20 protein-coding genes are annotated in these 24,085 nt (G+C 47.4%); 15 read left to right on the forward strand and 5 right to left on the reverse strand.

All coding sequences use genetic code 11. The annotated features are described in order from the left end of the window. The first annotated feature begins 75 nt into the window (after positions 1-75). From metG to ACIGBN_RS09330, 10 genes are all read left to right on the forward strand, one after another. Positions 76-2,127, forward strand: a complete 2,052-nt coding sequence (gene metG / locus ACIGBN_RS09285) for a methionine--tRNA ligase (RefSeq protein WP_133001419.1) — start codon at positions 76-78, stop codon at positions 2,125-2,127. Between the two features lie 239 nt (positions 2,128-2,366). Then, on the forward strand, positions 2,367-2,948 hold the full coding sequence (rsxA, locus tag ACIGBN_RS09290; protein ID WP_133001420.1) for an electron transport complex subunit RsxA: 582 nt from the start codon (positions 2,367-2,369) through the stop codon (positions 2,946-2,948). Positions 2,949-2,956: 8 nt separating this feature from the next. Next, positions 2,957-3,553 carry an electron transport complex subunit RsxB gene (gene rsxB / locus ACIGBN_RS09295; protein ID WP_133001421.1) on the forward strand — a complete coding sequence of 199 codons (597 nt, stop codon included), beginning with the start codon at positions 2,957-2,959 and terminating at the stop codon, positions 3,551-3,553. Continuing rightward, on the forward strand, positions 3,553-6,438 hold the full coding sequence (rsxC, locus tag ACIGBN_RS09300; protein ID WP_396665017.1) for an electron transport complex subunit RsxC: 2,886 nt from the start codon (positions 3,553-3,555) through the stop codon (positions 6,436-6,438). The genes rsxB and rsxC overlap by 1 nt, the downstream gene beginning before the upstream one ends. Further along, positions 6,439-7,497 (forward strand): electron transport complex subunit RsxD, encoded by a 1,059-nt coding sequence (gene rsxD, locus ACIGBN_RS09305; protein ID WP_396665019.1) that lies wholly within the window; start codon positions 6,439-6,441, stop codon positions 7,495-7,497. It abuts the gene before it with no gap. Then, a complete protein-coding gene (rsxG, locus tag ACIGBN_RS09310; protein WP_133001424.1) occupies positions 7,497-8,114 on the forward strand; it encodes an electron transport complex subunit RsxG in 618 nt (205 codons plus the stop codon). The genes rsxD and rsxG overlap by 1 nt, the downstream gene beginning before the upstream one ends. 9 nt (positions 8,115-8,123) lie before the next feature. Then, entirely contained in the window at positions 8,124-8,888 is a 765-nt protein-coding gene (locus ACIGBN_RS09315; RefSeq protein ID WP_133001425.1) for an electron transport complex subunit E, read from the forward strand. A gap of 43 nt (positions 8,889-8,931) precedes the next feature. Beyond that, complete coding sequence (nth, locus tag ACIGBN_RS09320; RefSeq protein ID WP_133001426.1) at positions 8,932-9,567, forward strand: endonuclease III; 636 nt, start codon at positions 8,932-8,934, stop codon at positions 9,565-9,567. A 134-nt stretch (positions 9,568-9,701) separates the two neighbouring features. Next, complete coding sequence (locus tag ACIGBN_RS09325; protein WP_396665022.1) at positions 9,702-11,039, forward strand: aspartate aminotransferase family protein; 1,338 nt, start codon at positions 9,702-9,704, stop codon at positions 11,037-11,039. 209 nt (positions 11,040-11,248) lie between these two features. Continuing rightward, positions 11,249-11,569 (forward strand): hypothetical protein, encoded by a 321-nt coding sequence (locus ACIGBN_RS09330; protein WP_133001428.1) that lies wholly within the window; start codon positions 11,249-11,251, stop codon positions 11,567-11,569. Positions 11,570-11,696: 127 nt separating this feature from the next. On the opposite strand, the gene ACIGBN_RS09335 is transcribed toward ACIGBN_RS09330, so the two are convergent. The 5 genes from ACIGBN_RS09335 to ACIGBN_RS09355 all read right to left on the reverse strand — a co-directional run bounded on the left by ACIGBN_RS09335 (position 11,697) and on the right by ACIGBN_RS09355 (position 16,537). Beyond that, the gene (locus ACIGBN_RS09335) at positions 11,697-11,963 is read right to left on the reverse strand and encodes an RNA recognition motif domain-containing protein (RefSeq protein ID WP_396665024.1); all 267 of its coding nucleotides are present in this window, start codon (positions 11,961-11,963) and stop codon (positions 11,697-11,699) included. Between the two features lie 128 nt (positions 11,964-12,091). Continuing rightward, entirely contained in the window at positions 12,092-13,033 is a 942-nt protein-coding gene (locus ACIGBN_RS09340) for a nucleoside hydrolase (protein WP_133001430.1), read from the reverse strand. 21 nt (positions 13,034-13,054) lie between these two features. After that, positions 13,055-13,966 carry a ribokinase gene (locus tag ACIGBN_RS09345; protein ID WP_396665027.1) on the reverse strand — a complete coding sequence of 304 codons (912 nt, stop codon included), beginning with the start codon at positions 13,964-13,966 and terminating at the stop codon, positions 13,055-13,057. A gap of 243 nt (positions 13,967-14,209) precedes the next feature. After that, positions 14,210-15,439 (reverse strand): argininosuccinate synthase, encoded by a 1,230-nt coding sequence (locus ACIGBN_RS09350; protein ID WP_133001432.1) that lies wholly within the window; start codon positions 15,437-15,439, stop codon positions 14,210-14,212. Between the two features lie 210 nt (positions 15,440-15,649). Further along, positions 15,650-16,537 (reverse strand): OmpA family protein, encoded by an 888-nt coding sequence (locus ACIGBN_RS09355; RefSeq protein ID WP_396665029.1) that lies wholly within the window; start codon positions 16,535-16,537, stop codon positions 15,650-15,652. Positions 16,538-16,631: 94 nt separating this feature from the next. Here ACIGBN_RS09355 and rnt point away from each other — a divergent pair, with 94 nt between their 5' ends. From rnt to ACIGBN_RS09380, 5 genes are all read left to right on the forward strand, one after another. After that, positions 16,632-17,300, forward strand: a complete 669-nt coding sequence (rnt, locus tag ACIGBN_RS09360; protein ID WP_133001434.1) for a ribonuclease T — start codon at positions 16,632-16,634, stop codon at positions 17,298-17,300. A gap of 175 nt (positions 17,301-17,475) precedes the next feature. Continuing rightward, complete coding sequence (locus ACIGBN_RS09365) at positions 17,476-17,859, forward strand: YbaN family protein (RefSeq protein WP_133001435.1); 384 nt, start codon at positions 17,476-17,478, stop codon at positions 17,857-17,859. A gap of 36 nt (positions 17,860-17,895) precedes the next feature. Continuing rightward, positions 17,896-21,144: a DUF748 domain-containing protein gene (locus ACIGBN_RS09370; protein ID WP_396665032.1), complete on the forward strand. Its 3,249-nt coding sequence runs from the start codon at positions 17,896-17,898 to the stop codon at positions 21,142-21,144. 331 nt (positions 21,145-21,475) lie between these two features. Further along, positions 21,476-21,739 carry a YdcH family protein gene (locus ACIGBN_RS09375; RefSeq protein WP_133001437.1) on the forward strand — a complete coding sequence of 88 codons (264 nt, stop codon included), beginning with the start codon at positions 21,476-21,478 and terminating at the stop codon, positions 21,737-21,739. A gap of 197 nt (positions 21,740-21,936) precedes the next feature. Then, a complete protein-coding gene (locus ACIGBN_RS09380) occupies positions 21,937-24,084 on the forward strand; it encodes a TonB-dependent siderophore receptor (protein ID WP_396665033.1) in 2,148 nt (715 codons plus the stop codon). Position 24,085: the final 1 nt, after the last annotated feature.

Here is a 24,085-nt window from a genome sequence, read left to right on the forward strand (position 1 = left end):
TACATCGCGATATATCCAGCGATGCCTTCCTATTGATAGAATACTCGACCTTTTACTCCAGCAGGCTTATCACTAATGGCACAAACGCAACGCAAAATTTTAGTTACCAGCGCCCTTCCGTATGCAAATGGACCTATCCATTTAGGGCATATGCTGGAACACATCCAAACCGATATCTGGGTGCGTTTTCAGAAACTTCGCGGCCACCTTTGTACCGCTGTTTGTGCCGATGACGCACACGGCACCGCCATCATGATAAAAGCGGACCAACAAGGCATCACGTCAGAAGAGTTGATCGATGGTGTGCGCAAAGCCCACACCGCGGATTTTAACGATTTCTTGATTGGCTATGATAACTACTACTCGACTCACTCAGAAGAAAACCGTGAGATCTCCAATCGTATCTATAAGCTACTACGCGACAACGGTAAAATTGCCGTGCGTTCTATCGTGCAAGCGTACGACCCTGAAAAAGAGATGTTCCTAGCGGATCGTTTTATCAAGGGCACCTGCCCGAAATGTAAAGCGGAAGATCAGTACGGCGACAATTGTGAGGTCTGTTCTGCGACTTACACGCCAATGGAAATGATCGACCCACGCTCGGTTTACTCTGGCGCGACCCCTATTGAAAAAGAATCTGAGCATTACTTCTTTAAATTGCCAGACTTCCAAGACTTCCTAGCCAAATGGACTCGCAGCGGCACACTACAAGATCAAGTCGCTAATAAATTGGCTGAATGGCTAGAATCTGGTTTGAAAGAATGGGACATCAGTCGTGATGCGCCTTACTTCGGTTTTGAAATCCCAGACGCGCCAGGCAAATACTTCTACGTTTGGCTGGACGCCCCAATCGGCTACATGGCGAGTTTTAAAAATCTATGTGACCGCACCGAAGGTCTAAACTTCGACGATTACTGGGCGAAAAACTCCGACGCAGAGCTGTACCACTTTATCGGCAAAGACATCATCAATTTCCACGCCTTATTCTGGCCGGCAATATTGGAATGTTCAGGTTACCGCACACCAACAGGGGTCAATGCCCACGGTTATGTGACGGTCGATGGCACCAAGATGTCTAAATCCCGTGGTACCTTTATCATGGCGCGCACTTACTTAAACCATTTAGACCCGCAATACTTGCGTTACTACTTCGCCGCGAAGTTAAACTCAAGCGTCGATGACATCGATCTAAACCTGCAAGACTTCGTACAACGCGTGAACTCAGACGTGGTCGGCAAGGTGGTTAACATTGCCAGCCGTACCGCCAGCTTTATTAATAAGAAGTTCGATGGACAGCTTGCTAGCCAAATCAGCGAAGCGGAAATGATTCAGTCCTTCATTGACGCAGGTGATGTGATTGCTGAGCACTTTGAAGCTCGTGAATACGGCAAGGCCGTGCGTGAAATCATGCGCTTAGCCGACGTTGCGAACACCTATATTGCCGACCAAGCACCTTGGGTATTAGCGAAAGACGAAGCCACGCTGCCAAAAGTACAAGAAGTCTGTACTGTCGCCCTGAATCTATTCAGCATTCTAGCGACCTACCTGAAACCCGTTTTACCAAACATGGTTGCAGACGCAGAAACCTTCCTTGGCAAAACGCTAACATGGGAAAATCGCAGCGAATTATTATTCGACCGCACCGTTAATACGTTTAAACCATTGATGGGGCGCATCGAACAGAAACAAATCGATGCCATGATCGAAGAAGGCAAAGAGGCCGCAGCAGAAGCCGCTAAAGCCAATGAGCCAGCCGCGGCGGTGACGGAAGAGACAGAACTAAGCAAAGAGCCAATCGAAGCGGAAATCCATTTTGATGACTTTGCTAAAGTGGATCTTCGCATCGCGCTGATCGCCAAAGCCGAGCATGTTGAAAAAGCCAATAAGCTCTTGAAACTGACGTTAGACCTTGGCGGTGAAACCCGCACCGTATTCTCTGGCATTAAGTCCGCTTACAAGCCAGAAGACCTTGAGGGCAAATTAACCGTGATGGTCGCGAACCTAGCGCCGCGCAAAATGAAATTTGGCTTATCGGAAGGCATGGTTCTCGCTGCAGGACCTGGCAAAGACGAAATCTACTTGCTTGAGCCACACGCCGGAGCAAAACCTGGCCAACGTGTGATGTAAACACTTTTTATTAAAAGCCCGACAACTGGCTCTAAATAAGTAAAGCCAGTTGTCTCTTTTAGTATCATAAAGTGAGCTTATATAATCATAGCTTATTATCTATATTCTAAATTACACTAACCGAAGTGGCTATTTAGTCTTGTTAGTTATAAGCAGCTTGGTATAGTTACCGTCGCGCATGATACTCAATGAGTGCGCGTCAACTTCTGTGAATTCATCGATTATATTTTGGACGTGAGATGACTGATTATCTCTTGATACTGGTCAGCACCATACTGGTTAACAACTTCGTATTGGTACAATTTTTAGGCCTCTGCCCCTTTATGGGCGTCTCTAGCAAACTAGAAACATCGATCGGCATGGCCTTAGCCACCACCTTTGTATTAACGCTTTCTAGCCTTTGTAGTTATCTCACTTACACCTATATTCTGCAGCCATTTGGCTTAGAATATTTGAAAACCATCTCTTTCATTTTGGTGATTGCTGTGGTGGTTCAATTTACCGAAATGGTGGTGCATAAAACCAGCCCTATTCTGTATCGCGTGCTGGGGATTTTCTTGCCCTTGATCACGACAAACTGTGCGGTTCTCGGTGTTGCCTTGCAAAATACCAGCAAGCAAAATGGCTTTGTAGAGTCCATCTTATATGGCTTTGGCGCCGCCGTAGGCTTCTCTTTTGTGTTGATCCTATTCTCCGCCATGCGTGAGCGTATTAATGTCGCTGACGTACCAGGCATATTCAAAGGCTCAGCCATAGGTATGATTACCGCTGGCCTGATGGCGTTAGCCTTCATGGGCTTTACTGGCCTAGTGCAAATTTAGGAGCCATTATGCTGACTGTCTTAGTTGCTGTCGGGATCTTATTGGTCCTATCGTTAATCTTCGGTGCCATCCTAGGTTACGCCAATGTGCGTTTCCACGTGGAAGGCGACCCTATCGTGGACCAAATCGACGCCATCTTGCCGCAAACCCAGTGCGGCCAATGTGGTCATCCGGGCTGTCGTCCATATGCTGAAGCCATTTCCAATGGTGAAGCCATCAACCATTGCCCGCCTGGTGGCCAAGCGACTATTCAAGCGCTGGCGGACTTATTGGATGTCGAAGCGATTCCTCTGGATGGCGACCACGGCACCGAAACCGCGAAACGCGTTGCTGTCATCCGCGAAGACGAATGCATTGGCTGCACAAAGTGCATTCAAGCGTGTCCTGTCGACGCCATTCTAGGTGCCGCAAAACAGATGCATACCGTGATTGCTGACGAATGCACTGGCTGTGACTTATGTGTAGAACCTTGCCCTGTAGATTGTATTGATATGGTAGAAGTAGGCGTTACCTCAAGAACATGGTCTTGGGAAAAACCCCAAGGCATTGCCGCGCAACCTGGTAGCATCATTGCGACTGACCGCCAAGCGGAGGTCGTGCACTAATGCAAACTGCGAGCGTCTTTTCCTTTCATGGTGGCATTCACCCACCGGAAAACAAAACACAATCATTGCGACTGCCTCTTGGCCGCCCGAGCCTACCAACAGAACTGGTCTTGCCGCTTGGGCAACACATTGGCCAAAGCTCACGTCCATTGGTCAATATTGGCGACAAGGTACTTAAAGGCCAAACCATTGCCATTAACAATGGCTTTTTGAGCAGTTTTTTACACGCCCCTACTTCTGGCACGATCAAGGCAATCGAAGAACGCCCTATCGCACACCCTTCAGGTTTGAGCGACGTTTGCATTGTCATCGCCCCAGACGGCGAAGAAAAATGGAGCACTCTCACCCCACTGCAAGATTGGAACACCCTAAGCAAAACCGATGTGTTAGCCTATTTAGCAGAAATGGGCATTGTTGGCATGGGTGGCGCGGGCTTCCCAACCCAAGTGAAATTACAAGGTGCCCATAAGCACCCACTCACTCACTTTATTATCAATGCGGCAGAATGCGAACCTTACATCACTGCCGATGACATGCTGATCCGCGAGAAAACCATCGAGCTAGTGCTCGGCATTGAAGCGCTGCAACACCTTGTTGAAGCGGAACAAGTTATTATTGGCATTGAAGACAACAAACCCACTGCCATTGCAGCCTTAAACAAGGTATTAAGCGATCGCCTTAGCAACATTAAAGTCGCGGTTGTGCCAACCAAATACCCTTCTGGCGGTGAAAAACAGCTTATTCAACTGCTCACAGGCAAAGAAGTACCAAGCGGCCAATACCCTGCAGACATTGGCATATTGTGCCAAAACGTCGGCACCTGTGTCGCTGTACACGATGCGATTCACCTAGGCCAGCCGTTGATTTCTCGTTTCACCACACTCACCGGTGACGCGCTAAAAGCACCACAAAACGTTGAAGTGTTACTTGGCACCCCCATTCAGCATCTTTTGAATTACGCCGAAAACGACAGCAAAAAACTCAAACGACTGGTTATGGGCGGCCCTATGATGGGGTTCACCCTTGACTCGGCCAACGTGCCCATTGTTAAAACCAGTAACTGTGTGTTGGCGGCCAGCAAAAAAGAGTTACCACAACCTGCTCCAGAGCAAGCCTGCATTCGCTGCGGCATGTGTGAACAAGCGTGCCCCGCTAGCCTATTGCCTCAGCAATTACTTTGGTTCAGCAAAAGCCAAGAGCTTGAAAAAGCAGAACACTATAATCTGTTCGACTGCATTGAATGTGGCGCTTGTTCCTATGTTTGCCCAAGCAGCATCCCACTGGTTCAGTACTATCGCCATACTAAGAGCAGCATCCGCGAAGCTCGTGAAGCAGCGGTGAAATCCGACTTAGCGAAGCAACGTTTTGAAGCTCGCAAAGCTCGCCAAGATGCCGAAGCCGCAGAAAAAGAAGCGAAGCGTCTGGCTCGTCAAAAAGCCTCTGCCAGCAAATCGTCTGAGACGAAAAAAGTCGCCCCTAAAGCCGCGCCTGCTGCTGCCGCAACAACAGCCACCCCGGCTGGAGACGACAGCAAGAAGCTGAAGATTGACCTAGCGATCGCCAAAACCAAGCTGAAGAAACTGCAAAAGCAGCTCCTTGAAGCACAAGAAAACGAACACACAGAAGAAATTAACACCCTGCAACTGCAAACCAGCGCGCAAGAAAAAGCCGTTGCCTTGCTAGAAGAGCAATTGGCTAACGCGGTCGCATCGGCACCAGCGCCTACGCCTAAAGCCCCTGCCAGCGACGAACTTAAAAAGGCCAAGGTGGATGTTGCACTGAGCGGCACCAAACTGAAGAAGGCTCAAAAACAACTGGCCGAATCGCCAGATGACGCCGAGTTACAAGCCAAGGTTGCAGGCTTTGAGAAAGAACTGGCCGACGCACAAGCTCGACTCAGCAAACTGTCTGCCGACGCGCCAGCCAGCAGCACAGCTGCAACCAGTGCTGCGCCAAAAGCCGCCGTCAGCGATGAACTGAAAAAAGCCAAAGTAGACGTCGCGCTATTGGGTGTGAAGCTGAAGAAAACACAAAAACAACTGGCTGAATCGCCAGATGACGCCGAGTTACAAGCCAAGGTTGCAGGCTTTGAAAAAGAGCTGAACGACGCGCAAGCACGCTTAGCGACGCTGACCGACCAAGCACCAGCGGCACAACCTGCTGCGGCCAATGCCGGTGACGAGCTTAAAAAACTCAAAATCGACACCGCCATCGCCAAAGCGGCGGTGAAAAAAGTGGAAAAAGCGCTGAAAAAAGCCGAGGACTTAAACTCCCCAGAACTGAACACCATTCGTCAGCAGCTTAAAGACGCACAACAACGCGCAGACGACCTTGAAAAAGCCTTGGCCAATCCAAATACCACGGCGCCCTCTGCGACACCAACGGCCTCCAGTGCACCAGCACCAAGCCAGCAGGCGAATGCAGACAAGCAACGTAAAATTGATCTGGCAATCGCCAAAGCGGCGGTGAAAAAAGCCGAAAAAGGCATCTTAGTTCTGCAAGAGCAGGGCCAGGACCAAGCTCAAATTGAGGCTTCAGGCTTACCTGACAAACTGAGTGTAGCACGTGCTAAGTTGGCCGATTTAGAAGCCAAGGGTGAGTCACCTGCCGCCACGCCAAACAACGCAGAATCCACTACGGCTGCGCCGGATGAGGCCGCCCTTAAAGCGGAACAAATCAAAAAACAAAAGATTGCGGCGGCATTGGCAAAAGCGCAAATCAACAAGTTGACCAAACGCTTAGCCGACTCACCACAAGACGCTGACAGCATTCAACTTGAAATCACCGCTGCCAAGCAAAAGCAACAAGACGCCGAAGCCCAATTGACTCAATTACAATTGGCTCAGGTCACTCCTTCGCAAGATAACACGCAAGAGAATCGTTAGATGGCATTATTGAGGGTTACATCCCCACACACACAACGCGCAGGGCGACGCACTTCTTGGGTCATGTTGATGGTGATACTCGCGACTGTCCCTGGGATCGCCGCGCAAACCTGGCTATTTGGCTGGGGCACCATTATCAATATCGTGATTGCCGGCATCGCCGCTTTATTGTCCGAAGCTTTGATTTTATCAGTGCGCCGACGCGCCGTGGCCTTTTTCCTTAAGGATTACAGCGCCCTATTAACCGCGGTGTTACTCGGCATTGCACTGCCTCCTACAGTGGCATGGTGGGTGACAGTAACCGCCGTCGCTTTTGCGATTATTTTTGCCAAGCAACTGTATGGCGGTTTGGGCAACAACCCTTTCAATCCGGCCATGGTAGGTTACGCCATTGTACTGGTGTCCTTTCCTGTGCCAATGACCCAATGGGTCGGGGCTCACGAGTTGCTCGCATCTGGCGCCATTCCGACCTTTACTCAAAGCCTACAGGCTATTTTTCAGCACTTGCCGAACATTGATAGCTACACAATGGCAACGCCACTTGATGGCTTTAAGCACAAGAATGAACTCAGCAGTGCCGCGGCATTTAACACCATAGATGCGTTGCAAACCGCAAGCTTAAACAGCTGGCTATGGATCAATGGCGCTTACCTGTTGGGTGGCCTTATGCTGCTGTGGCTACGCGTTATTACGTGGCACACTCCGGTCGCATTATTAGCCGCCTTAGCGGCGATTGCGGGCGCTTTTTACCTTATCGACCCAAGCCATGCGGCAACCCCATTGTTCCACCTAACCACAGGTGCGGCCATGTTTGGTGCCTTCTTTATCGCCACGGACCCTGTGTCTTCTTGTACCAGTAACCGCGGAAAATTGGTTTATGGCGCCGGTATAGGCATTCTTATTTATATCATTCGCACTTGGGGTGGTTACCCTGACGGCGTTGCTTTTGGTGTCTTATTAATGAACTTCGCAGCCCCTTTGATCGACTATTACACGCAACCACGGACTTATGGCCATCAAAAAGCCAAAAAAGGCCTAAAAATCGGGGAGGACAACTAATGGATTTACTTGCCTCCATTCGCCGTAACAGTCTTGGTCTAGGTATTTTTGCGGTGCTGACCGCTGGGCTTATTGCCACCATCCATTTGGTCACTGAGCAAACCATTAAAGACAATGTGATTGCCGCTCAAGTGGCTGCGTTTAATGAGATCCTACCACCGGATCTGTATGACAATGACCTAACCCAATCCACGGCCATGATTCCGGCCGATCCATTATTGGGCAGTGTTGAGCCTTCTAAGATTTACATCGCTCGAAAAGACGGCCAAGTCAGCGCCATTATCTTCGATACGATAGCCCCAGGCGGTTACAATGGCAGCTTAGGCTTATTAGTCGCGATTGATAAAAACGGCGTTGTAACCGGCACCCGAGTCATTAGCCAGCAAGAAACCCCAGGGTTAGGCGACAAAGTCGACTTGAAAAAATCCAAATGGATTTTAGAATTCAACAACCGCTCAATTGGCAACCCTGATTTGGCTGGTTGGAATGTCAAAAAAGACGGTGGCGTTTTTGATCAATTCACAGGGGCAACCATCACGCCTCGCGCCGTGGTTAAAGGTGTACGACACACGCTTATTTACTTTAACAAACACAAAGACTCGCTGTTAGCGCGTTAGGATATTGTCATGAGTGCAGAAGATACATTAACGAGTGAAACCACGCAGGACACCCCTCCTAGCGCCAATTATTCTGAAATCATTTACAACGGGCTGTGGAAGAACAACCCCGCTTTAGTACAGCTACTCGGCCTTTGCCCTATGCTGGCGGTCACCAGTACTGTGGTCAATGCTCTAGGCCTTGGCTTAGCGACCATGGTGGTTTTGATCGGTTCTAATGTCGCGGTTTCTTTGATTCGAAACTACGTAGCGGACGCAGTACGCTTACCAGCGTTTGTGATGATCATTGCCTCATTTACCACCTGTATTGAATTAATCATGCAGGCTTACACTTATGAGCTGTATCAAATCTTAGGGATTTTCATCCCTCTGATCGTCACCAACTGTGCCATTCTTGGTCGTGCAGACGCCTTTGCGAGCCGCAACCCTGTGCTGCCTTCCGCGCTCGATGGCATGATGATGGGGCTTGGCTTTACCTTTATTCTTGTGGTGCTTGGCGGCATGCGAGAACTAATCGGACAAGGCACCCTATTCTCTGACATGCAATTACTGTTTGGCGACATGGCTCTACATTGGAAAATAGTGGTATTTAGTGATTACCCCAATGTGTTGTTTGCTATGCTACCGCCTGGTGCCTTTATTGGTCTTGGCATTCTTATCGCCTTTAAAAACTACATGGATGAGCGCGAGAAGAAACGTTTAGCGGCGCAAAAAGCCCAACAGGGACCAGCAGAATCCAAACGTGTTCGAGTGACAGGTCAAACGGCCTCTTAATACGAGATTGAACGCATATATTTTATAACGACAGAGGCGAACCGTGAACAAAGAGAAACGCTACGAGATATTTTCTCGCCTACGGGCAGAAAACCCACATCCCGTGACGGAGCTGGAATACAGTTCGCCTTTTGAACTCTTAATTGCCGTGTTGTTTTCAGCACAAGCGACCGACGTGAGTGTGAACAAAGCCACCCGTAAGCTTTTTCCAGTGGCAAACACCCCAGAAGCCATGCTGGCGCTTGGGGTAGAGGGTTTAAAAAGCTACATCAAAACCATAGGCCTGTTTAACGCTAAGGCCGAAAATGCGATCAAAACCTGCCGCATCTTGGTCGAGCAGCACAACAGTGTCGTCCCCGACACACGAGAAGCCTTAGAAGCCCTACCTGGCGTTGGCCGCAAAACCGCGAACGTGGTACTCAACACCGCTTTTCGACAAATCGCCATGGCCGTAGACACGCATATTTTTCGCTTTAGCAATCGCACCAAGGTTGCCCCCGGAAAAAACGTATTAGAAGTTGAGCAGAAACTGCTGAAATTTGTGCCTAAGGAATTTCTACTCGACGCTCATCACTGGATGATTCTTCACGGCCGTTATATTTGCGTGGCCAGAAAACCGAAATGCAACGCCTGCATTATCGAAGACCTATGCGAATTCAAAGAAAAAACCTCGGACTAGCAGCCTTAATCTTTGATTACTTTAGTTAACTAAACGCTAAAGTATGATTAATGAACATCAAATTTATTAAAACTTTCCTTAGCGGCATTCTCTTCTTATTGATCTGTTATTTACCCAATTAAGAGAGGATTGCCATGAGCCATATCGCGAAAACCCGACTCACCCAAGCTCAGCTTGATGCCCATTGGATGGCCTACTCAGGCAATCGTCAATTTAAAGCAGACCCTCGACTCATCGTCTCGGCCGAAGGCAGATATTATACTGACCTAGACGGCCGCAAAATTTTTGACGGGCTATCAGGGTTATGGACATGCGGTTTAGGTCATAGCGTTCCTGCCATCAATGAAGCCGTCGCCAATCAAGTCAAAACTCTGGATTACTCACCCGCGTTTCAATACGGCCATGAAAAGTCGTTTGAGCTGGCTGAAAAGATCACTCAATTTATGCCAAAAGGTCTGAATCGAGTCTTCTTCACAGGCTCAGGCTCAGAATCTGTGGACACCGCCCTCAAGATTGCTCGTGCTTATTGGCGTAAAAAAGGCAAAGGCACCAAGGTGAAATTCATCGGCCGCGCCAAAGGCTATCATGGCGCCAGCGTTTCTGGTTTTAGTGTAGGTGGCATCCCTGCCAACCGCACTCTGTATGGACAAGGCTTGGAATCCTATCACTTGCCACACACCCAAGTCCCTGGCACTGAATTCACCAAAGGCATGGCAGAGCAAGGCAAAGAGCGCGCCGAAGACCTTATTAACCTAATCACCATGCACGATGCTTCGAATATCGCGGCGGTAATAGTAGAACCTATGTCAGGCTCAGCGGGCGTGATTGTACCGCCTCAAGGCTACTTACAGCGATTGCGTGAAATTTGTGACCAGCACGACATCCTCTTGATTTTTGACGAAGTGATCACCGGCTTTGGCCGCATGGGCGCAAAAACCGGAGCGGAAGCCTTTAACGTCACTCCCGACGTGATTACGCTCGCCAAACAAGTCACCAACGGCGTTATTCCAATGGGGGCGGCGGTCTTTAGGCAAGAAATCTACGACACCTTCATGGACAATGGCGGCGCCGACTATATGCTAGAAGTGCCTCACGGCTACACCTATTCAGCTCACCCTATTGCCTGTGCTGCTGGCTTGGCCTCACTTGAAGAAATCCAACAGCAAAACCTGATTGAACGCGTCAAAGAAATGAGCCCGACGTGGGAAGAGTGTGTGCACCAGCTAAAAGACGCTAGCCCGATTATTACCGACATTCGTAACTATGGTTTCGCGGCTGGCATCACCATAGCAGCTGTCGATAATGAACCCGCTAAGCGCCCTTTCCAAATCGCCATGTCCATGTGGGATAAAGGCTATTATGTTCGTTACGGGGCCGACACCATTCAACTGGCGCCACCTTTCACGACGGATAAATCGGAAATGGACAGTTTGATTAACGCCCTAGGTGACTCTCTCAAAGAGCAACACTAACCTCTCAATAGAGCGCTTTATTGATGACCTATCACATCAATGAAGCGTTCTCACTTAATTCTCTGCCCTCTTCACATAAAGACACCGTACAAAAAGCCGACTTTTATCAATTTTTCTAGCATACTCCCTGTTTGAAACGCTTGTTTTCTCTATAATAGCCCGCACTGAATCGTTCATTTGGCGCTATCTGAAATGGATAAGAGACAACAATGAAAACACTCGCTTACGTTCGCTGCTTTTGGTCTGGTACTCTGTATTTAACCAATGGCTTAGCCATGCCCATTCATTGCACACATATTTCAGCACAGACTATTGAAGTGGAAGCACCTTCAGGGCTACAAGGCTCTAAGATGGTAAAGTTGGAATTGAATGCAATACACGAAGGAAACACCGCCCTAGTAAAAATCTTAGGGGACCCTATTTTGGACGTGTTCAACGAACACAATAAACACTACATCAAGCTGCAATTTCACTCGATCTCAGAAAAAGACCTCAGCTTTATCAAAACGTTCGTGGCAGCGCACGAATAGGACAAGACAATGTGATTACCCAGGACAACGGGTAATCACATTTCACTCAGTCATAGCGCATCATGCACAGTGGCTCATGCACAGTGGCTCATGCACAGTGACTGGGCGAGTCATTGAACAGCAAAAATTACTTTTCTACTTTTTCGTCTGCGACTTTATCTTCGGCTTTTTTCACGCGGATTTTGTTGCCGTCTAGGTCGATGCCATTAAGCGCTTTAATCGCCACTTTTACTTCGCCTACTTTTGGCATTTCAATAAACGCAAAACCTTTCGATTCGCCCGTTTCTTTGTCCATCACCAAGGTACAAGATTGCAAGGTACCGTGGGCAGAAAATAGTTTATGCAGTTCTTCTTCTGTGGTGTTACGCGCTAGGTTTCGTACTAAAATTTTCATAGGTTTCTCATCTTTATGTAATCTGTCTTTCAATGACGCAAGGTTAACACGCCAGAGAGAAGAGCGAGCAATAAAAAAGGCACGAGAAGGGCTTCCCATGCCTTTTTCTTATTCTTAAAACACCTGAATTAAGAAAGTGTTGTTTCAAATAACGTCAGTAGGCGGTCGCTGTCTACTTCCATGCAGACTTGCGTCATTGGCACATCGTTCCAATGCGGTTCTGGAAACGTCATCCCTTGTGGCGCAAAAATAGTTTGGCCAATACCAATGCCTTCACACGCCACTCGCACGGCCCCTAATTCAACCCCAAAAATGCTTGGGTCCATAGCGTAAGCGATGGTTGAAGCATCGTGGAAATAACAGCCATTCATATCAAAACGGCTGCTGTAGAAATTAATGTAATGCTGAGCACAATCGTAAAGGAACCCCCCTTCTTCTGGGTTCGCCTGTTTAATACGCTCTAACACAGTGTTATCAAGCAACACTTGGTGCGTGACATCAAGGCCTATCATGGTCACTTGCCAAGCCGCGGTAAAGACAGCGTCTGCGGCGTGTGGGTCATTCATAATATTGGCTTCAGCAACGGGGGACACATTGCCGTATTCAATGGCAGTGCCGCCCATTAGAATCACTTCGTCGACAAGATTCGCCACTTCTGGATCAAGCTCTAGCGCTTTGGCAAGGTTACCCAACGGCCCCAAGGCAATAATGGTCACTTCACCTGGGTAGGCTCGTACCGTATCGACAATAAACTGAGCCGCGCTTTTATCAATCGCTTTGCCCTTTGGCGCAGGCCAATTAATGTTACCAAAGCCATCTGCACCATGAACGAAGTCTGGGTGTGGGCGTGGCGCAATCGTAAACGGAACGGCAACGCCTTGTGCAACGGGCACATCAACTTTCGCAATTTCGGTCAAGGTAATGGCATTTTGTGTCGCCAATTCAACCGGCACATTACCAAAGGTTGTGGTCAACCCCAGCACATCTAATTGTGGTGCTTGAAAGGCAAAAAAGATCGCCATAGCATCATCAATGCCGGGATCTGTATCAATAATAATTTTACGAGCCATATTCGACTTCCTCTTTATAAACTAAGCCTGTTTGGCTAAAAATTCTGTAACGTCGGCACTGCTTGGAATGGCGGATGCCGCACCCATTTTGGTCACACAAAGCGCAGAGGCCGCACAGGCACGCTTTAGTGCGACTGTCATGTCTTCGTTATTCATTAATGAAGACAAGCAATAACCAATAAAGGTATCCCCTGCCGCCGTGGTGTCTACCGCTTCCACCGAAAAGGCCTCGACAAAAAGGCTCTCCATTCGCTGACCCGCTTCTTGCTTTGGAAAATACCGCACTCCCGCTTTGCCCAAGGTCATCAATACGGATAAGTCTGGGTAGGCTGTGGGCAGGGTTTGGCTTGCGGTTTCAATATCACAGACGCCAAGAAGGTCCATGGCTTCCACTTCATTCACAATCAGTAGATCAACCGATGGCAATACTTTTTTGGTCAATTCTGCGTCCATTGGCGCTGGGTTAAACGCCACTTTTAGTCCATGAGCCTGCGCTTGCTTCATGGTGTATTCGATTTGATTGGTTTCGTTTTGCAACAACACCCAATCTCCAGCGTTGGCTTGGGTTAGCACGTCATCAACCTGCTCTGACGTCAATGCGTGGTTAGCACCTTGAAACAGTATGATGGCGTTTTCTGCTTCTGCATTTAACTGAATAATGGCGTGGCCGGTAGGAACATCCAGTGTCGCAATGAGCTTGGTGTCCACACCCAAGACAGACAATTGATCCAATACCGCTTGATCACTGTGATGTATCGCCCCTACGTGCTTTACCTCTGCTCCTGCTTTGGCCAAAGCGACGGATTGGTTCGCACCTTTTCCACCCAATAAACACTGATAGCTTTTCGATGCCATGGTTTCACCAGGACGCACGAAATGATCCACCTGATAAAGGTGATCTAAATTAATCGAACCAAAGTTATAAATTGTCATAATTACTCTTCTTTTAAGATAACGCCCACACCCCATACTTAGCGGCGACAACGCACTCAAGAATACACTCGCTATCGATGCAGAATGAAAACGACAGCATGAAAAACCAATCGTTAATCAAAACATTTTTTTTCGTTTATTCAAATAGAAAAATATCTGACCGATTGTAAAAACTTCGATGAAAAGATAAAAAAAACGCCTCATCTGGTTAAAAATGAGGCGTTTTTTAGAAAAAGGACGCTGTTACTTTTTATCTAAAAAGCCACGGCCTTTTTGAGCGGCAATGCGCATGCGCAAAGCATTCAATTTGATGAAGCCTGCTGCGTCTTTTTGATCGTAAGCACCCGCATCGTCTTCGAAAGTCGCAATAGAGCTATCGAACAAGCTGTTTGGAGATTGACGACCAACCACTGTAATGTTGCCTTTGTAAAGCTTAAGACGAACAGTACCGCTAACGTGCTCTTGTGATGTATCGATCAAGGCTTGCATCATACGACGCTCTTCTGACCACCAAAAACCGTTGTAGATGATTTTTGCGTAACGCGGCATCATCTCATCTTTCAAATGCATCGCTTCACGATCCAAGGTGATAGATTCAATCGCGCGATGCGCCTTCATCATGATGGTGCCGCCAGGTGTTTCGTAACAACCACGCGCTTTCATACCAACAAAACGGTTTTCTACGATATCAACACGGCCAATACCATTCGCGCCACCAATCTTGTTCAATGTTTCCAAGATAGTCGCTGGTGACATGGCTTCACCGTTAATAGAAACTGGGTCGCCTTTTTCGTAACCGATTTCGATGTATGTCGCTTCGTTTGGCGCGTCTTCTGGAGACACAGACCAACGCCACATGTCGTCTTCTGGCTCAGTCCACGGATCTTCTAACTGGTCACCTTCAAAAGAGATGTGCAGTAAGTTGGCATCCATAGAGTAAGGTGATTTTTTCTTCTTAGTTGAGAAATCAACTGGGATTTTGTGTTTTTCACAGTACGCCATCAAGGTTTCACGGGACGTAAGATCCCATTCACGCCAAGGAGCGATCACTTTAACGCCTGGTTTTAGCGCGTAAGCACCCAACTCAAAACGTACTTGGTCGTTACCTTTACCGGTTGCGCCGTGTGAAATGGCATCAGCACCGGTTTCGTTTGCGATTTCGATCAAACGTTTCGCAATCAAAGGACGAGCGATAGACGTACCTAGTAGGTATTCGCCTTCATAAATAGTGTTAGCGCGGAACATTGGGAATACGAAGTCGCGGACAAACTCTTCGCGTAAATCTTCGATGTAGATTTCCTTAATACCCAACGCTTGAGCTTTCGCGCGAGCTGGTTCAACTTCTTCACCCTGACCCAAATCAGCGGTAAAGGTAACCACTTCACAATTATACTCTTCTTGAAGCCACTTCACGATTACGGAAGTATCCAGGCCGCCAGAATAGGCAAGCACTACCTTCTTCACGTCAGACATTATCTCTATTCTCCTCAACGAGATCGCGCTCCCACACCAATACTTTAAACCCAGTACATGGCGGCGCAAATAAATTAAAAAAAGGGGCGTTTAGTTTAAGATTTCGCCCCTTTCATAGCAAGCAAAAAGCCCCTAACCATGAGGATAATTGCATGATTACAGGGGCTTTCTGGTATTTATACGGATTGTGGCTAGCGTCAAGCCTTGCTCTTAGCTGTCATTGATTTTTTCTAAACGAATTGTGACACGTCGATTTCGGTCCCGACCTTTAGCCGAATTGTTGCTTACTGCAGGATAACGATCCCCATGATAACGTGAAATGATCTTATCCACGGGCACGCCTTTTTTCAGCAAATAGGCGGTGACCTTTTCGGCTCTTTCCTTGGACAGCTCACGGTTATCACGACGCGATCCTATATTATCCGAGTGACCGTCAATATAAATGTATTGCACTGTTGGGTCATTGGACACATACAGCGCCACCAAATCTAAACGTCGCTTTGTACCCTCGGTTAAGTCCGCATGACCAATCGGAAACAAGGCCGCCGTTCGCGCAATTTGATCATAATTCACCGGCAACAAGGACGACAAACAACGGCGAAATTCATTATAAGCAGGCGCAAAATTAATATTCGATAAACTCACCTCAACGGTTTCCCGTCGATTTTCCCAAGCAGTACCAGCCACCGCAGGCTGTCGCCCTCGATCCAAGCTGGTGAGCATTTTTTCTGCAACGCGTCCTCCGACTTCCACCGTTAGACCATAACCTGGGTAAGGCAATATATCGAGCGTCTCTGGCTTGATACCAGGCGACCAGTTAGGAGCTTGAGAAATAATATAGACCTGACCTGGACCTAGCTTTTCATTTTCTGGCTTGAGCACAAACTTCATCGGCTCACCGGCTTCTTTGATAAAATGCCCTTCCCCATAGTTAGGCACCGGATGCGTCAAACTGCAGGAAAAAATATTCCCTGATAAAAGCCACTTTGAATCCGTTATATCCGACTGGTAATGGGTCAATGCACTCGCCTGACTAACAGGCAAAAGAGTCCCTAAGACAAAAAAACTACGAATTATCAGTTGTTGGGTAATTCCCATTTAGAGATCTCGTTCAAGCATTATCAATTGTGTTATCATCCGATCCTATCTACCTAGTCATTCCTGAGCAAGTGGCAGAATTAAGGACCTTCTTTTGTCAAACCATGAAATCAAAGATCGATTCCGCGGCTTCCTACCGATTGTTATCGACGTAGAAACCGCAGGCTTTAATCAAAAAACCGATGCATTACTAGAAATCGCCGCGAGCATCCTCAGAATGGATGAAAATGGCGACCTTTTTATTCACGAAACCTTGGAGTTTCTGGTCAAACCTTTTGAAGGCGCAAACCTAGAAAAAGCCGCCTTGGATTTTACCGGTATAGACCCATTTGATCCAGAAAGAGCGCACATTGAAGAAAGTGATGCTATCACGCAAATCTTCACTAAAGTACGCAAAGAATTAAAATCGGTTGGTTGTAAACGCGCTATTCTAGTGGGTCACAACGCTGCTTTCGATCATGGCTTTTTAAATGCGGCCATTGAACGTGCGGACATAAAGCGCAACCCATTCCACCCCTTCTCCAGTTTTGACACTGCCAGCCTAGCCGGCTTGGTATTCGGTCAAACCGTGTTGGCAAAAGCCTGTGAAGCGGCGGCGATTCCGTTCAGTAATGCAGAAGCGCATTCAGCAAAATACGACACGGAAAAAACCGCAGAATTATTTTGTGAAATGGTAAATCGCTTGAAACGTTTAGGCGGTTGGCCCCTCGTTGAGCCTGAAATGGAAGAGTCCATGGAGGCGATTTTTAACGCGGGCAAATAACGCAAAATATCTTTTCTTTAAGCGTCAATCGGGATCCTGGCTCAGCCGACCCCGTTTGACGGCTTTACCTCAACAATTTGTTACGTCTAGTCAGTAAAGTGCAAAGCGACTAGCATTAGCAGCCAAAGCAACGTTAGAATAATTTTCAACGTGACGCACAATCATGGGCGATGATATGCAAGGAAAACGAATTTTTTTCATTATTTTAGGCTGGTTTTCGCTCATCACTGGCATCATAGGGATTTTTCTTCCTTTGTTACCCACCACCCCTCTCGTGCTGCTTGCCGCATGGTGCTTTTCAAAATCCTCTGAGCGTTTTCATACTTGGCTGATTGAGCACAAATACTTCGGCCCAATACTTCGTGATTGGCAGTCTTCCGATGGCATCCCCAAACGCACGAGAAACCGAGCCATACTATTTATGTGGCTTGGCATGACAATATCTATCATTATTGTAGGACGGTTCTGGGCAACGCTTTGTTTAATCATTATAGGGTTGGCTGTGAGCATCTATCTGCTGCGTATGCCAACACGACCAGACCCAGAGAAATCCACCTAAAACACAACATAACCGCGGGTAAACAGGCAAAATACTATGAAAAAACCTTGGCGTAATTATCTTATCATTCCAAGCATCAGCCTATTCATTGTTATTTTTGTCACCTGGCTGCTGACGCCAATCATCGGCAAGCACTACCTGGTCAAATACTTTGCAGAACAAGGTGAAGAAGCCAGTGTGTCTAGCCTGTCGGTAGACTTCTTTCCACCTAAGATCACCTTAAAAGAACTTAACGTGATGGCGGGTGAACAACAGACACTGGCCCTGAATAAGCTGTCTGTTGGCATTGAAGTTTTCCCCTTGTTTACCAAAAACATCCATGTCACCGACGCCGACATTGATGGCCTTATCCTCGATATAAAACAACAAAAAGATCAATGGTTTGTGGCCGGTATCGATCTATCTCAATATCAGCAAACAACACCAGAAGAGACAACAGAGAAGGCAAAAGAAGAAGACACCGACAAGGCATCCCCATGGTCAATCAATGTGCCACGTTTTCGCTTTACCAACAGCGCCGTGCATCTAACACGTCAATTAGCTGAGCAAAGCAGCCCAACAAAAGACACACTCACCATTAACAATGTGGCCATTGACGACCTCGCCGGACAAGGGCTTGATTGGCAAGGTAAACTAGAACTCAACGCGTTACTCAATAGCGCGCAGTTTAGACTGAGCAGTCGCTTCGACTACAACCCGAATACTGCGACAGTGGATCTAACACTGGGTAAGAACCGTCTCCCTCTGAAAGACTTTGCGCACTTTGTACCTGCGCCTTATCAGCAAGGCAGCGGTGTGATTTCATTGGACGGAAAACTGGCGCTGTCGATTCTTTCCAACGCCCAATCGTCCTCTTTTTCGTTGCATAAATCGACACTGACTATCCGTGCGGATGACCTTGCACTGCCGCTTCAAGACAAGATGTCCGTCAGCACCAAAAACACGACACTGGACCTTGCTGATGTCTCTGCGACTTACAACACAGACAACGCCATCTCCGCATCGGGGAAGGTAACCCTGTCTAGCCAAGACAGTGCGTTTACTCAAGACGAGAACAGCACAGAATATCAAAGCTTGGATCTAAGCTCCGCACTGACCCTTAAGCGCCAACAAAACATCAACGATCTAAAAAGCCAGCAGACAGACATTCGCCTACAAGGCGTCAACATCCAACAAGATGGCAATCAAGCACAAGTTGGCAAGCTTCAACTCACCCTGGATGACTTGGTTGCTCAAGCCCAAGATGACGCCACAACCCTTCAGTTAACCAGCCATTTGTTAATCAAACTCAGTGATCTCAACGCACAACTACCTGAAGAACAAACCGCCGCGATCAAGAGTGCGTCTTTAGCGCTGCCGTTTGAAATCAACAAAACAGCAGAAGGCATCACCGCCAGCACCCCGAAAAGTGATTTCTCTGTCACGGGCCTATCGCTCGCGTTAACCTCGTTACTGCTCGACAACGACCATACCGGCATTGAGCTGTCGAATCTCAGCGCAAAACAAACATCAGACGAACAGGTGTCTTTAGCGCTCAACAGCAAGGTGTCAAGTAGCGGATTAGCCGCACAACAGGCGGACAATAAGCTGGCATATCAGACGCTCAATTGGAGCAATTCGCTCACTGCGACCCAAAACAAACAAAGCATTGCCATCCAAAACAGCCAATTTGACTTAGCCATTGGCCACCTAGATGTTGCCAAAAAGGACACCATTCACTCGACCTTAGGCAACACGCAACTGACGGCAAAACAGCTTAATATAGACTTAGACGGTGACAAAGCGCCGAACCTAACCGGCACAGGCATCAACCTGCTAAGTAACGCCATGGACAGCCAACTCACCCCTGAAAAGCGCGCGGCAGCGTGGGACAGTGCTAATCTGACTAATTTAGATATCACACAGCAAGGCAATGATTTCGCCGCTACTTTGCAGCAGTTTATTATTAACAACTTGGTGGTCTCTGAGCCTATCAATAAAGGTAAAAAGCAGCCGCCACTGGCAACGTTAAGCCATCTAGAAGTAAACCAAGTCAACGCCAATCAAGATGGCGCTCAGATAAAAAGCGTGCTCACTAAAAATCTAGTCAGTAATGTGCTGATGGACAAAGAACGCCGTATCAGCAACCTAGTCTTTATTGATGCTAACCAGCAAACACCGCCTGATGCCACTGTGCCGAAAACCTCAGCACCAAAAGAAAAAGACGCGAACAACACACTTGAGAAAACGCCTGGCGCAGCCCAAGATCCTGCTTTCAAGGCGCCTTACTACGTGATTCTCGGTGCTTTTGACCTTACGGGCACCTCTAGCGTTCATTTGGAGGACAATGGCGTCAAACCGCCACTAAAGCGCACACTCGAGATCACCAAGTTATCGCTTAGAAACCTCAATACAAAAGACAAAAAACAAGCGACAACACTTGCCCTTGAAGTGAAAAATGGCAAATACACCAAACTCAACGGCGACCTAACAATTTGGCCTCTGGCCGATGAGCTAACCATGCAAAGCGAGTTAACAGTATCCCAAGCCGAATTGCCTCCCTATTCCCCTTATATAGCGAACGTATTGGGGTATCAAATTGATTCTGGGCAACTGAACCTAGATTTGAAGTTGGACTCACAACAAGGCGAGCTAAGTGGTAAGAGCCATCTGGTGTTAAAACAATTTGACCTTGGTGGCACCTACGAAAGCGGCTCCGCCATTAAGGCTGGGGTGATTCCTTTGAACATAGCGGTCGGCGCTCTCAAAGACAGCAATAACAACATCGACCTAGATATTCCTTTATCAGGCAACATTGATAGCCCTTCTTTTGGCTGGAGCGACTTCCTCTTTATACCAGTGAAAAAAGCCTTATTCCAAGCTTCAAGCAGCTACCTGCTGCAAACCTTTGTGCCTTACGCCAACGTCATCACAGTGGCGCAATTCGCCAGTGATCAATTGCTAAAAATACGTGTGAAACCATTGATCTACCAAGCAAAAGAAACCACTATCGAAGACCAACAAGACGTCTTCTTAAAACAATTGGTCGCCCTGCTCAAAGACAAAAAGCAAAGTGAACTGAAGATTTGTGGTATTGCCAGCTATGTGGATCTAGGCCTTGAGCAACCACCAGCAACCATTGACGACCAAGCAAGGCACCAAGCCAACCTTATTGCAGAAGAAAGAGCAAACCACTTAAAGGATTACTTGGTGTCGCAGGATATTGACTCTGCACGCTTGTTTATTTGCTCGCCAGAATTGGACTTCTCGAAAAAAAGCCAACCGCGTATTGAGCTCAACTTCTAACGACAAAAAGCACGCGTTAAAGGCCAATTCATTATAATGAATTGGCCTTTTTTATGATCTAAGCCGTCAACATTCGGTAAAACTCAGCGCCAAATACTAAAACCCTTCGCAGCAAATCTTCACGCTATTGATTTACGCCCATACTCCCTCATACCTTAGTGTATGGCTCGCACGAACAAGACGTCATCTTAATGCGAGTCTGAATACAAGGATTTAAATGCTCGAGCCATCGGCATGGCAGCAAGCTAGACAGACAAAGTTTGACACACATCAAGCGCTTCCTTGGCTCTCTCACGTAATCTAGTAATAAGAAATACATAAGGAGAATATTATGCCGATCGAAAACCACACACTGGTCAATGAATTACCAGAGTTTAAAGAAGACATTCATCACCTTAAAATGACCGATGCGCATTTTAAGAAGCTGTTTGATGAGTACAACTTCATCACGGAAGAAGTTGAAAAAATGGAAAAAGAAATTGTCCTTACTAGCACCGCCGAAGAAGAGGAGTTTAAAAAACGCCGCCTTCAGCTTAAAGACACAATCGTAAATTACCTTAAAACCGTCACCGAACAAAAGACGGCGTCCGCTTAGCGTGCATTATTGTCAGGCAACTGACCAACAAAACGTTCAATGACACACAAGGCAATGATGTTGACCAACACATTGCCTTTTTTGGCCAAAAAAGAAGACATCCGCAAAAAAGTGTAAACTTTCAGAAAAAACTCAATTGAAAATGATTATCAAAAACACTATTATGCGCGTCTTACTTACTTACCCTTGGCCCAGCTATGAATTTGAAAACCACGCTAACGATGATGCAAGCATATGGAGCGCTTGTCTTTTCCGCCGGCGTTATCGCAGACTCTAATGTAGAAGACCACACCACGGATCGGTCAGAACAAGTTGAAGTCACATCCACAACAAACGACTCAGCGCCAATTGAACTAGATGCTCTCGCAGTCAAAGGGCGCGCTCTGTCGCTTTACAAAGAAGACGAATCAACACTAGGCACTCGCACCAGCACGCCCATTGATGAAACCCCGCAATCCATTCAAGTGTTGCCCAAAGAGCTGATCGAAGACCAAGCAGCCAACCAAATTAGTGATCTTTATCGCTCTATCTCAGGCGTCTCCTATAACAATTTTTCAACGGTCACCATGCGTGGCTTTGCCCAAGACGAAGTACTCTACGATGGCATGAAAGGCGACCCTTATAAAGGGTTTTCTATCCCTCAACTGTTCACCATCCAAGAAGTTCAGGTGTTAAAAGGCCCTTCTGGCGCTCTATATGGCGCAGGGGATTCCGGCGGCACAATTAACTACGTGACCAAAAAACCGACTTATGAGCAGAAAAATACACTCGAGGTGAGCGCTGGTAACAAAGACTTCTTAAGCGGCAGCGTTGAGTCGTCAGGCCCAGCCAATGAGTCGGGTTCACAACGTTATCGTGTCGGCATTTACTCAAGTGGAGAAAACTCTTACCGCAATAATGTCGAAGAAGAAAACGAAAACATTGACCTTGGCTACGCCTGGGACCTCGATGAAGATTCGACCCTCACACTACAATATACCCATATCTATCAACATATCGATGGTGCCCGTTTACGCGGTATTCCTACCGATGACGACGGTAACTTCCTAGCAGACACCTCATGGAATAACAATGAGCCTTCGGATTATCAGGAATTAAAAGCCGATGTTTTCCAAGCAACCTTAGACCATGAAATCAATAGCTGGTTAAGCAATCACACCAGCATACGTTATTTCGAAAACACAGAAACACAAAATTATCATGAGCTAAAAAGCTTATCGGATACAGATTCTGATGGCGTTGCGGATACCGCTACCCGAGAATACCGCGATCAAGTTTGGAACAATAAAGGGCTGAATGTCTCCTCGTACTTTGTTTCCGAATTGGGCAAACACACCTTGGTAACGGGCGCAGATTACTACTACAACAAAGAAGATTATGTCTATTATAAAGCCACAGGAGAAAGTGCTGGCGTCTCAAACCTTAGCCTAACGAACCCTGTTTACGACGACGACGTGAGTGACTACACCATGAGCTTGTCGAAAGACCAAACCACAGAGTTGAATCAGGTAGGCGCCTTTATTCAAGACCAGTGGAAAGTCACGGATAAACTGAGCTTATTGGGTAGCGGTCGCCTTGATTACATGCAAGAAGATTACACCGATCACAAAGGAGATACGGAAGCGTCTTATAACGATGTGGGGTATTCCACTCGCTTTGGTGCGACCTACGATCTGAACCGTTACCTAAAACCTTATGTGTCTTATTCAACGGGCTTTTCACCACAAAGCGCTTCTGATCAACAAACTTCTGAAGACGGCAGCTTATTTGACCCAGAAGAAAGCCAGCAATACGAACTTGGTGTGCGCACTTACTTGTTTAACAACCGCTTAAACCTGAATCTTGCGGTGTACCATATTGAGCGCAAAAACATGCTTGCAGAAGACCCTGATGACGATGATTACAACATTGCCATTGGTAAAATCCGCAGCCAAGGTTTTGAAGCCGATGCTTTAATCGACATTACCAAGCGCTGGCTGGCCAACATCAGTTACGCCTATAACGACGTCAAAGTGACCGATACAGACGACGCCTATCGTTACGAAGCCAACATGCCGCACCATCAGCTTGGGGTATGGACTCGATATGACTTCCCGAGCATAACCTCTTCCATTGGTTTTGGCGCGGATTACGTCAGCACTCAAAAAAACCGCGACAATCAAACCGTCAAATCCTACACCGTTTACGATGCGTCTTGGCAAACCGTATGGGAAGACTGGAAGTTCCAAGCCAACATCAAGAACTTATTTGATAAAAAATACGCCGTCAGTGGCTTCACCGAAACCATTGGTTCCTACGTCGGCGAACGCCGCCGTGTTTATCTAACCGCCACTTACGACTTTTAAT

The organism is Marinomonas sp. NPDC078689 (assembly GCF_044542435.1).
Lineage (GTDB): Bacteria > Pseudomonadota > Gammaproteobacteria > Pseudomonadales > Marinomonadaceae > Marinomonas > Marinomonas arenicola.

Coding starts and splice junctions, on each gene's coding strand:
- ACIGBN_RS09315 (WP_133001425.1), top strand. CDS start 8,124: ATGAGTGCAGAAGATACATTAACGAGTGAAACCACGCAGGACACCCCT.
- ACIGBN_RS09355 (WP_396665029.1), bottom strand. CDS start 16,537: ATGGGAATTACCCAACAACTGATAATTCGTAGTTTTTTTGTCTTAGGG.
- ACIGBN_RS09380 (WP_396665033.1), top strand. CDS start 21,937: ATGAATTTGAAAACCACGCTAACGATGATGCAAGCATATGGAGCGCTT.
- ACIGBN_RS09370 (WP_396665032.1), top strand. CDS start 17,896: ATGAAAAAACCTTGGCGTAATTATCTTATCATTCCAAGCATCAGCCTA.
- ACIGBN_RS09375 (WP_133001437.1), top strand. CDS start 21,476: ATGCCGATCGAAAACCACACACTGGTCAATGAATTACCAGAGTTTAAA.
- ACIGBN_RS09365 (WP_133001435.1), top strand. CDS start 17,476: ATGCAAGGAAAACGAATTTTTTTCATTATTTTAGGCTGGTTTTCGCTC.
- ACIGBN_RS09330 (WP_133001428.1), top strand. CDS start 11,249: ATGAAAACACTCGCTTACGTTCGCTGCTTTTGGTCTGGTACTCTGTAT.
- rsxG (WP_133001424.1), top strand. CDS start 7,497: ATGGATTTACTTGCCTCCATTCGCCGTAACAGTCTTGGTCTAGGTATT.
- rsxD (WP_396665019.1), top strand. CDS start 6,439: ATGGCATTATTGAGGGTTACATCCCCACACACACAACGCGCAGGGCGA.
- metG (WP_133001419.1), top strand. CDS start 76: ATGGCACAAACGCAACGCAAAATTTTAGTTACCAGCGCCCTTCCGTAT.
- rsxA (WP_133001420.1), top strand. CDS start 2,367: ATGACTGATTATCTCTTGATACTGGTCAGCACCATACTGGTTAACAAC.
- ACIGBN_RS09345 (WP_396665027.1), bottom strand. CDS start 13,966: ATGACAATTTATAACTTTGGTTCGATTAATTTAGATCACCTTTATCAG.
- rsxC (WP_396665017.1), top strand. CDS start 3,553: ATGCAAACTGCGAGCGTCTTTTCCTTTCATGGTGGCATTCACCCACCG.
- ACIGBN_RS09340 (WP_133001430.1), bottom strand. CDS start 13,033: ATGGCTCGTAAAATTATTATTGATACAGATCCCGGCATTGATGATGCT.
- ACIGBN_RS09335 (WP_396665024.1), bottom strand. CDS start 11,963: ATGAAAATTTTAGTACGAAACCTAGCGCGTAACACCACAGAAGAAGAA.
- rsxB (WP_133001421.1), top strand. CDS start 2,957: ATGCTGACTGTCTTAGTTGCTGTCGGGATCTTATTGGTCCTATCGTTA.
- ACIGBN_RS09350 (WP_133001432.1), bottom strand. CDS start 15,439: ATGTCTGACGTGAAGAAGGTAGTGCTTGCCTATTCTGGCGGCCTGGAT.
- ACIGBN_RS09325 (WP_396665022.1), top strand. CDS start 9,702: ATGAGCCATATCGCGAAAACCCGACTCACCCAAGCTCAGCTTGATGCC.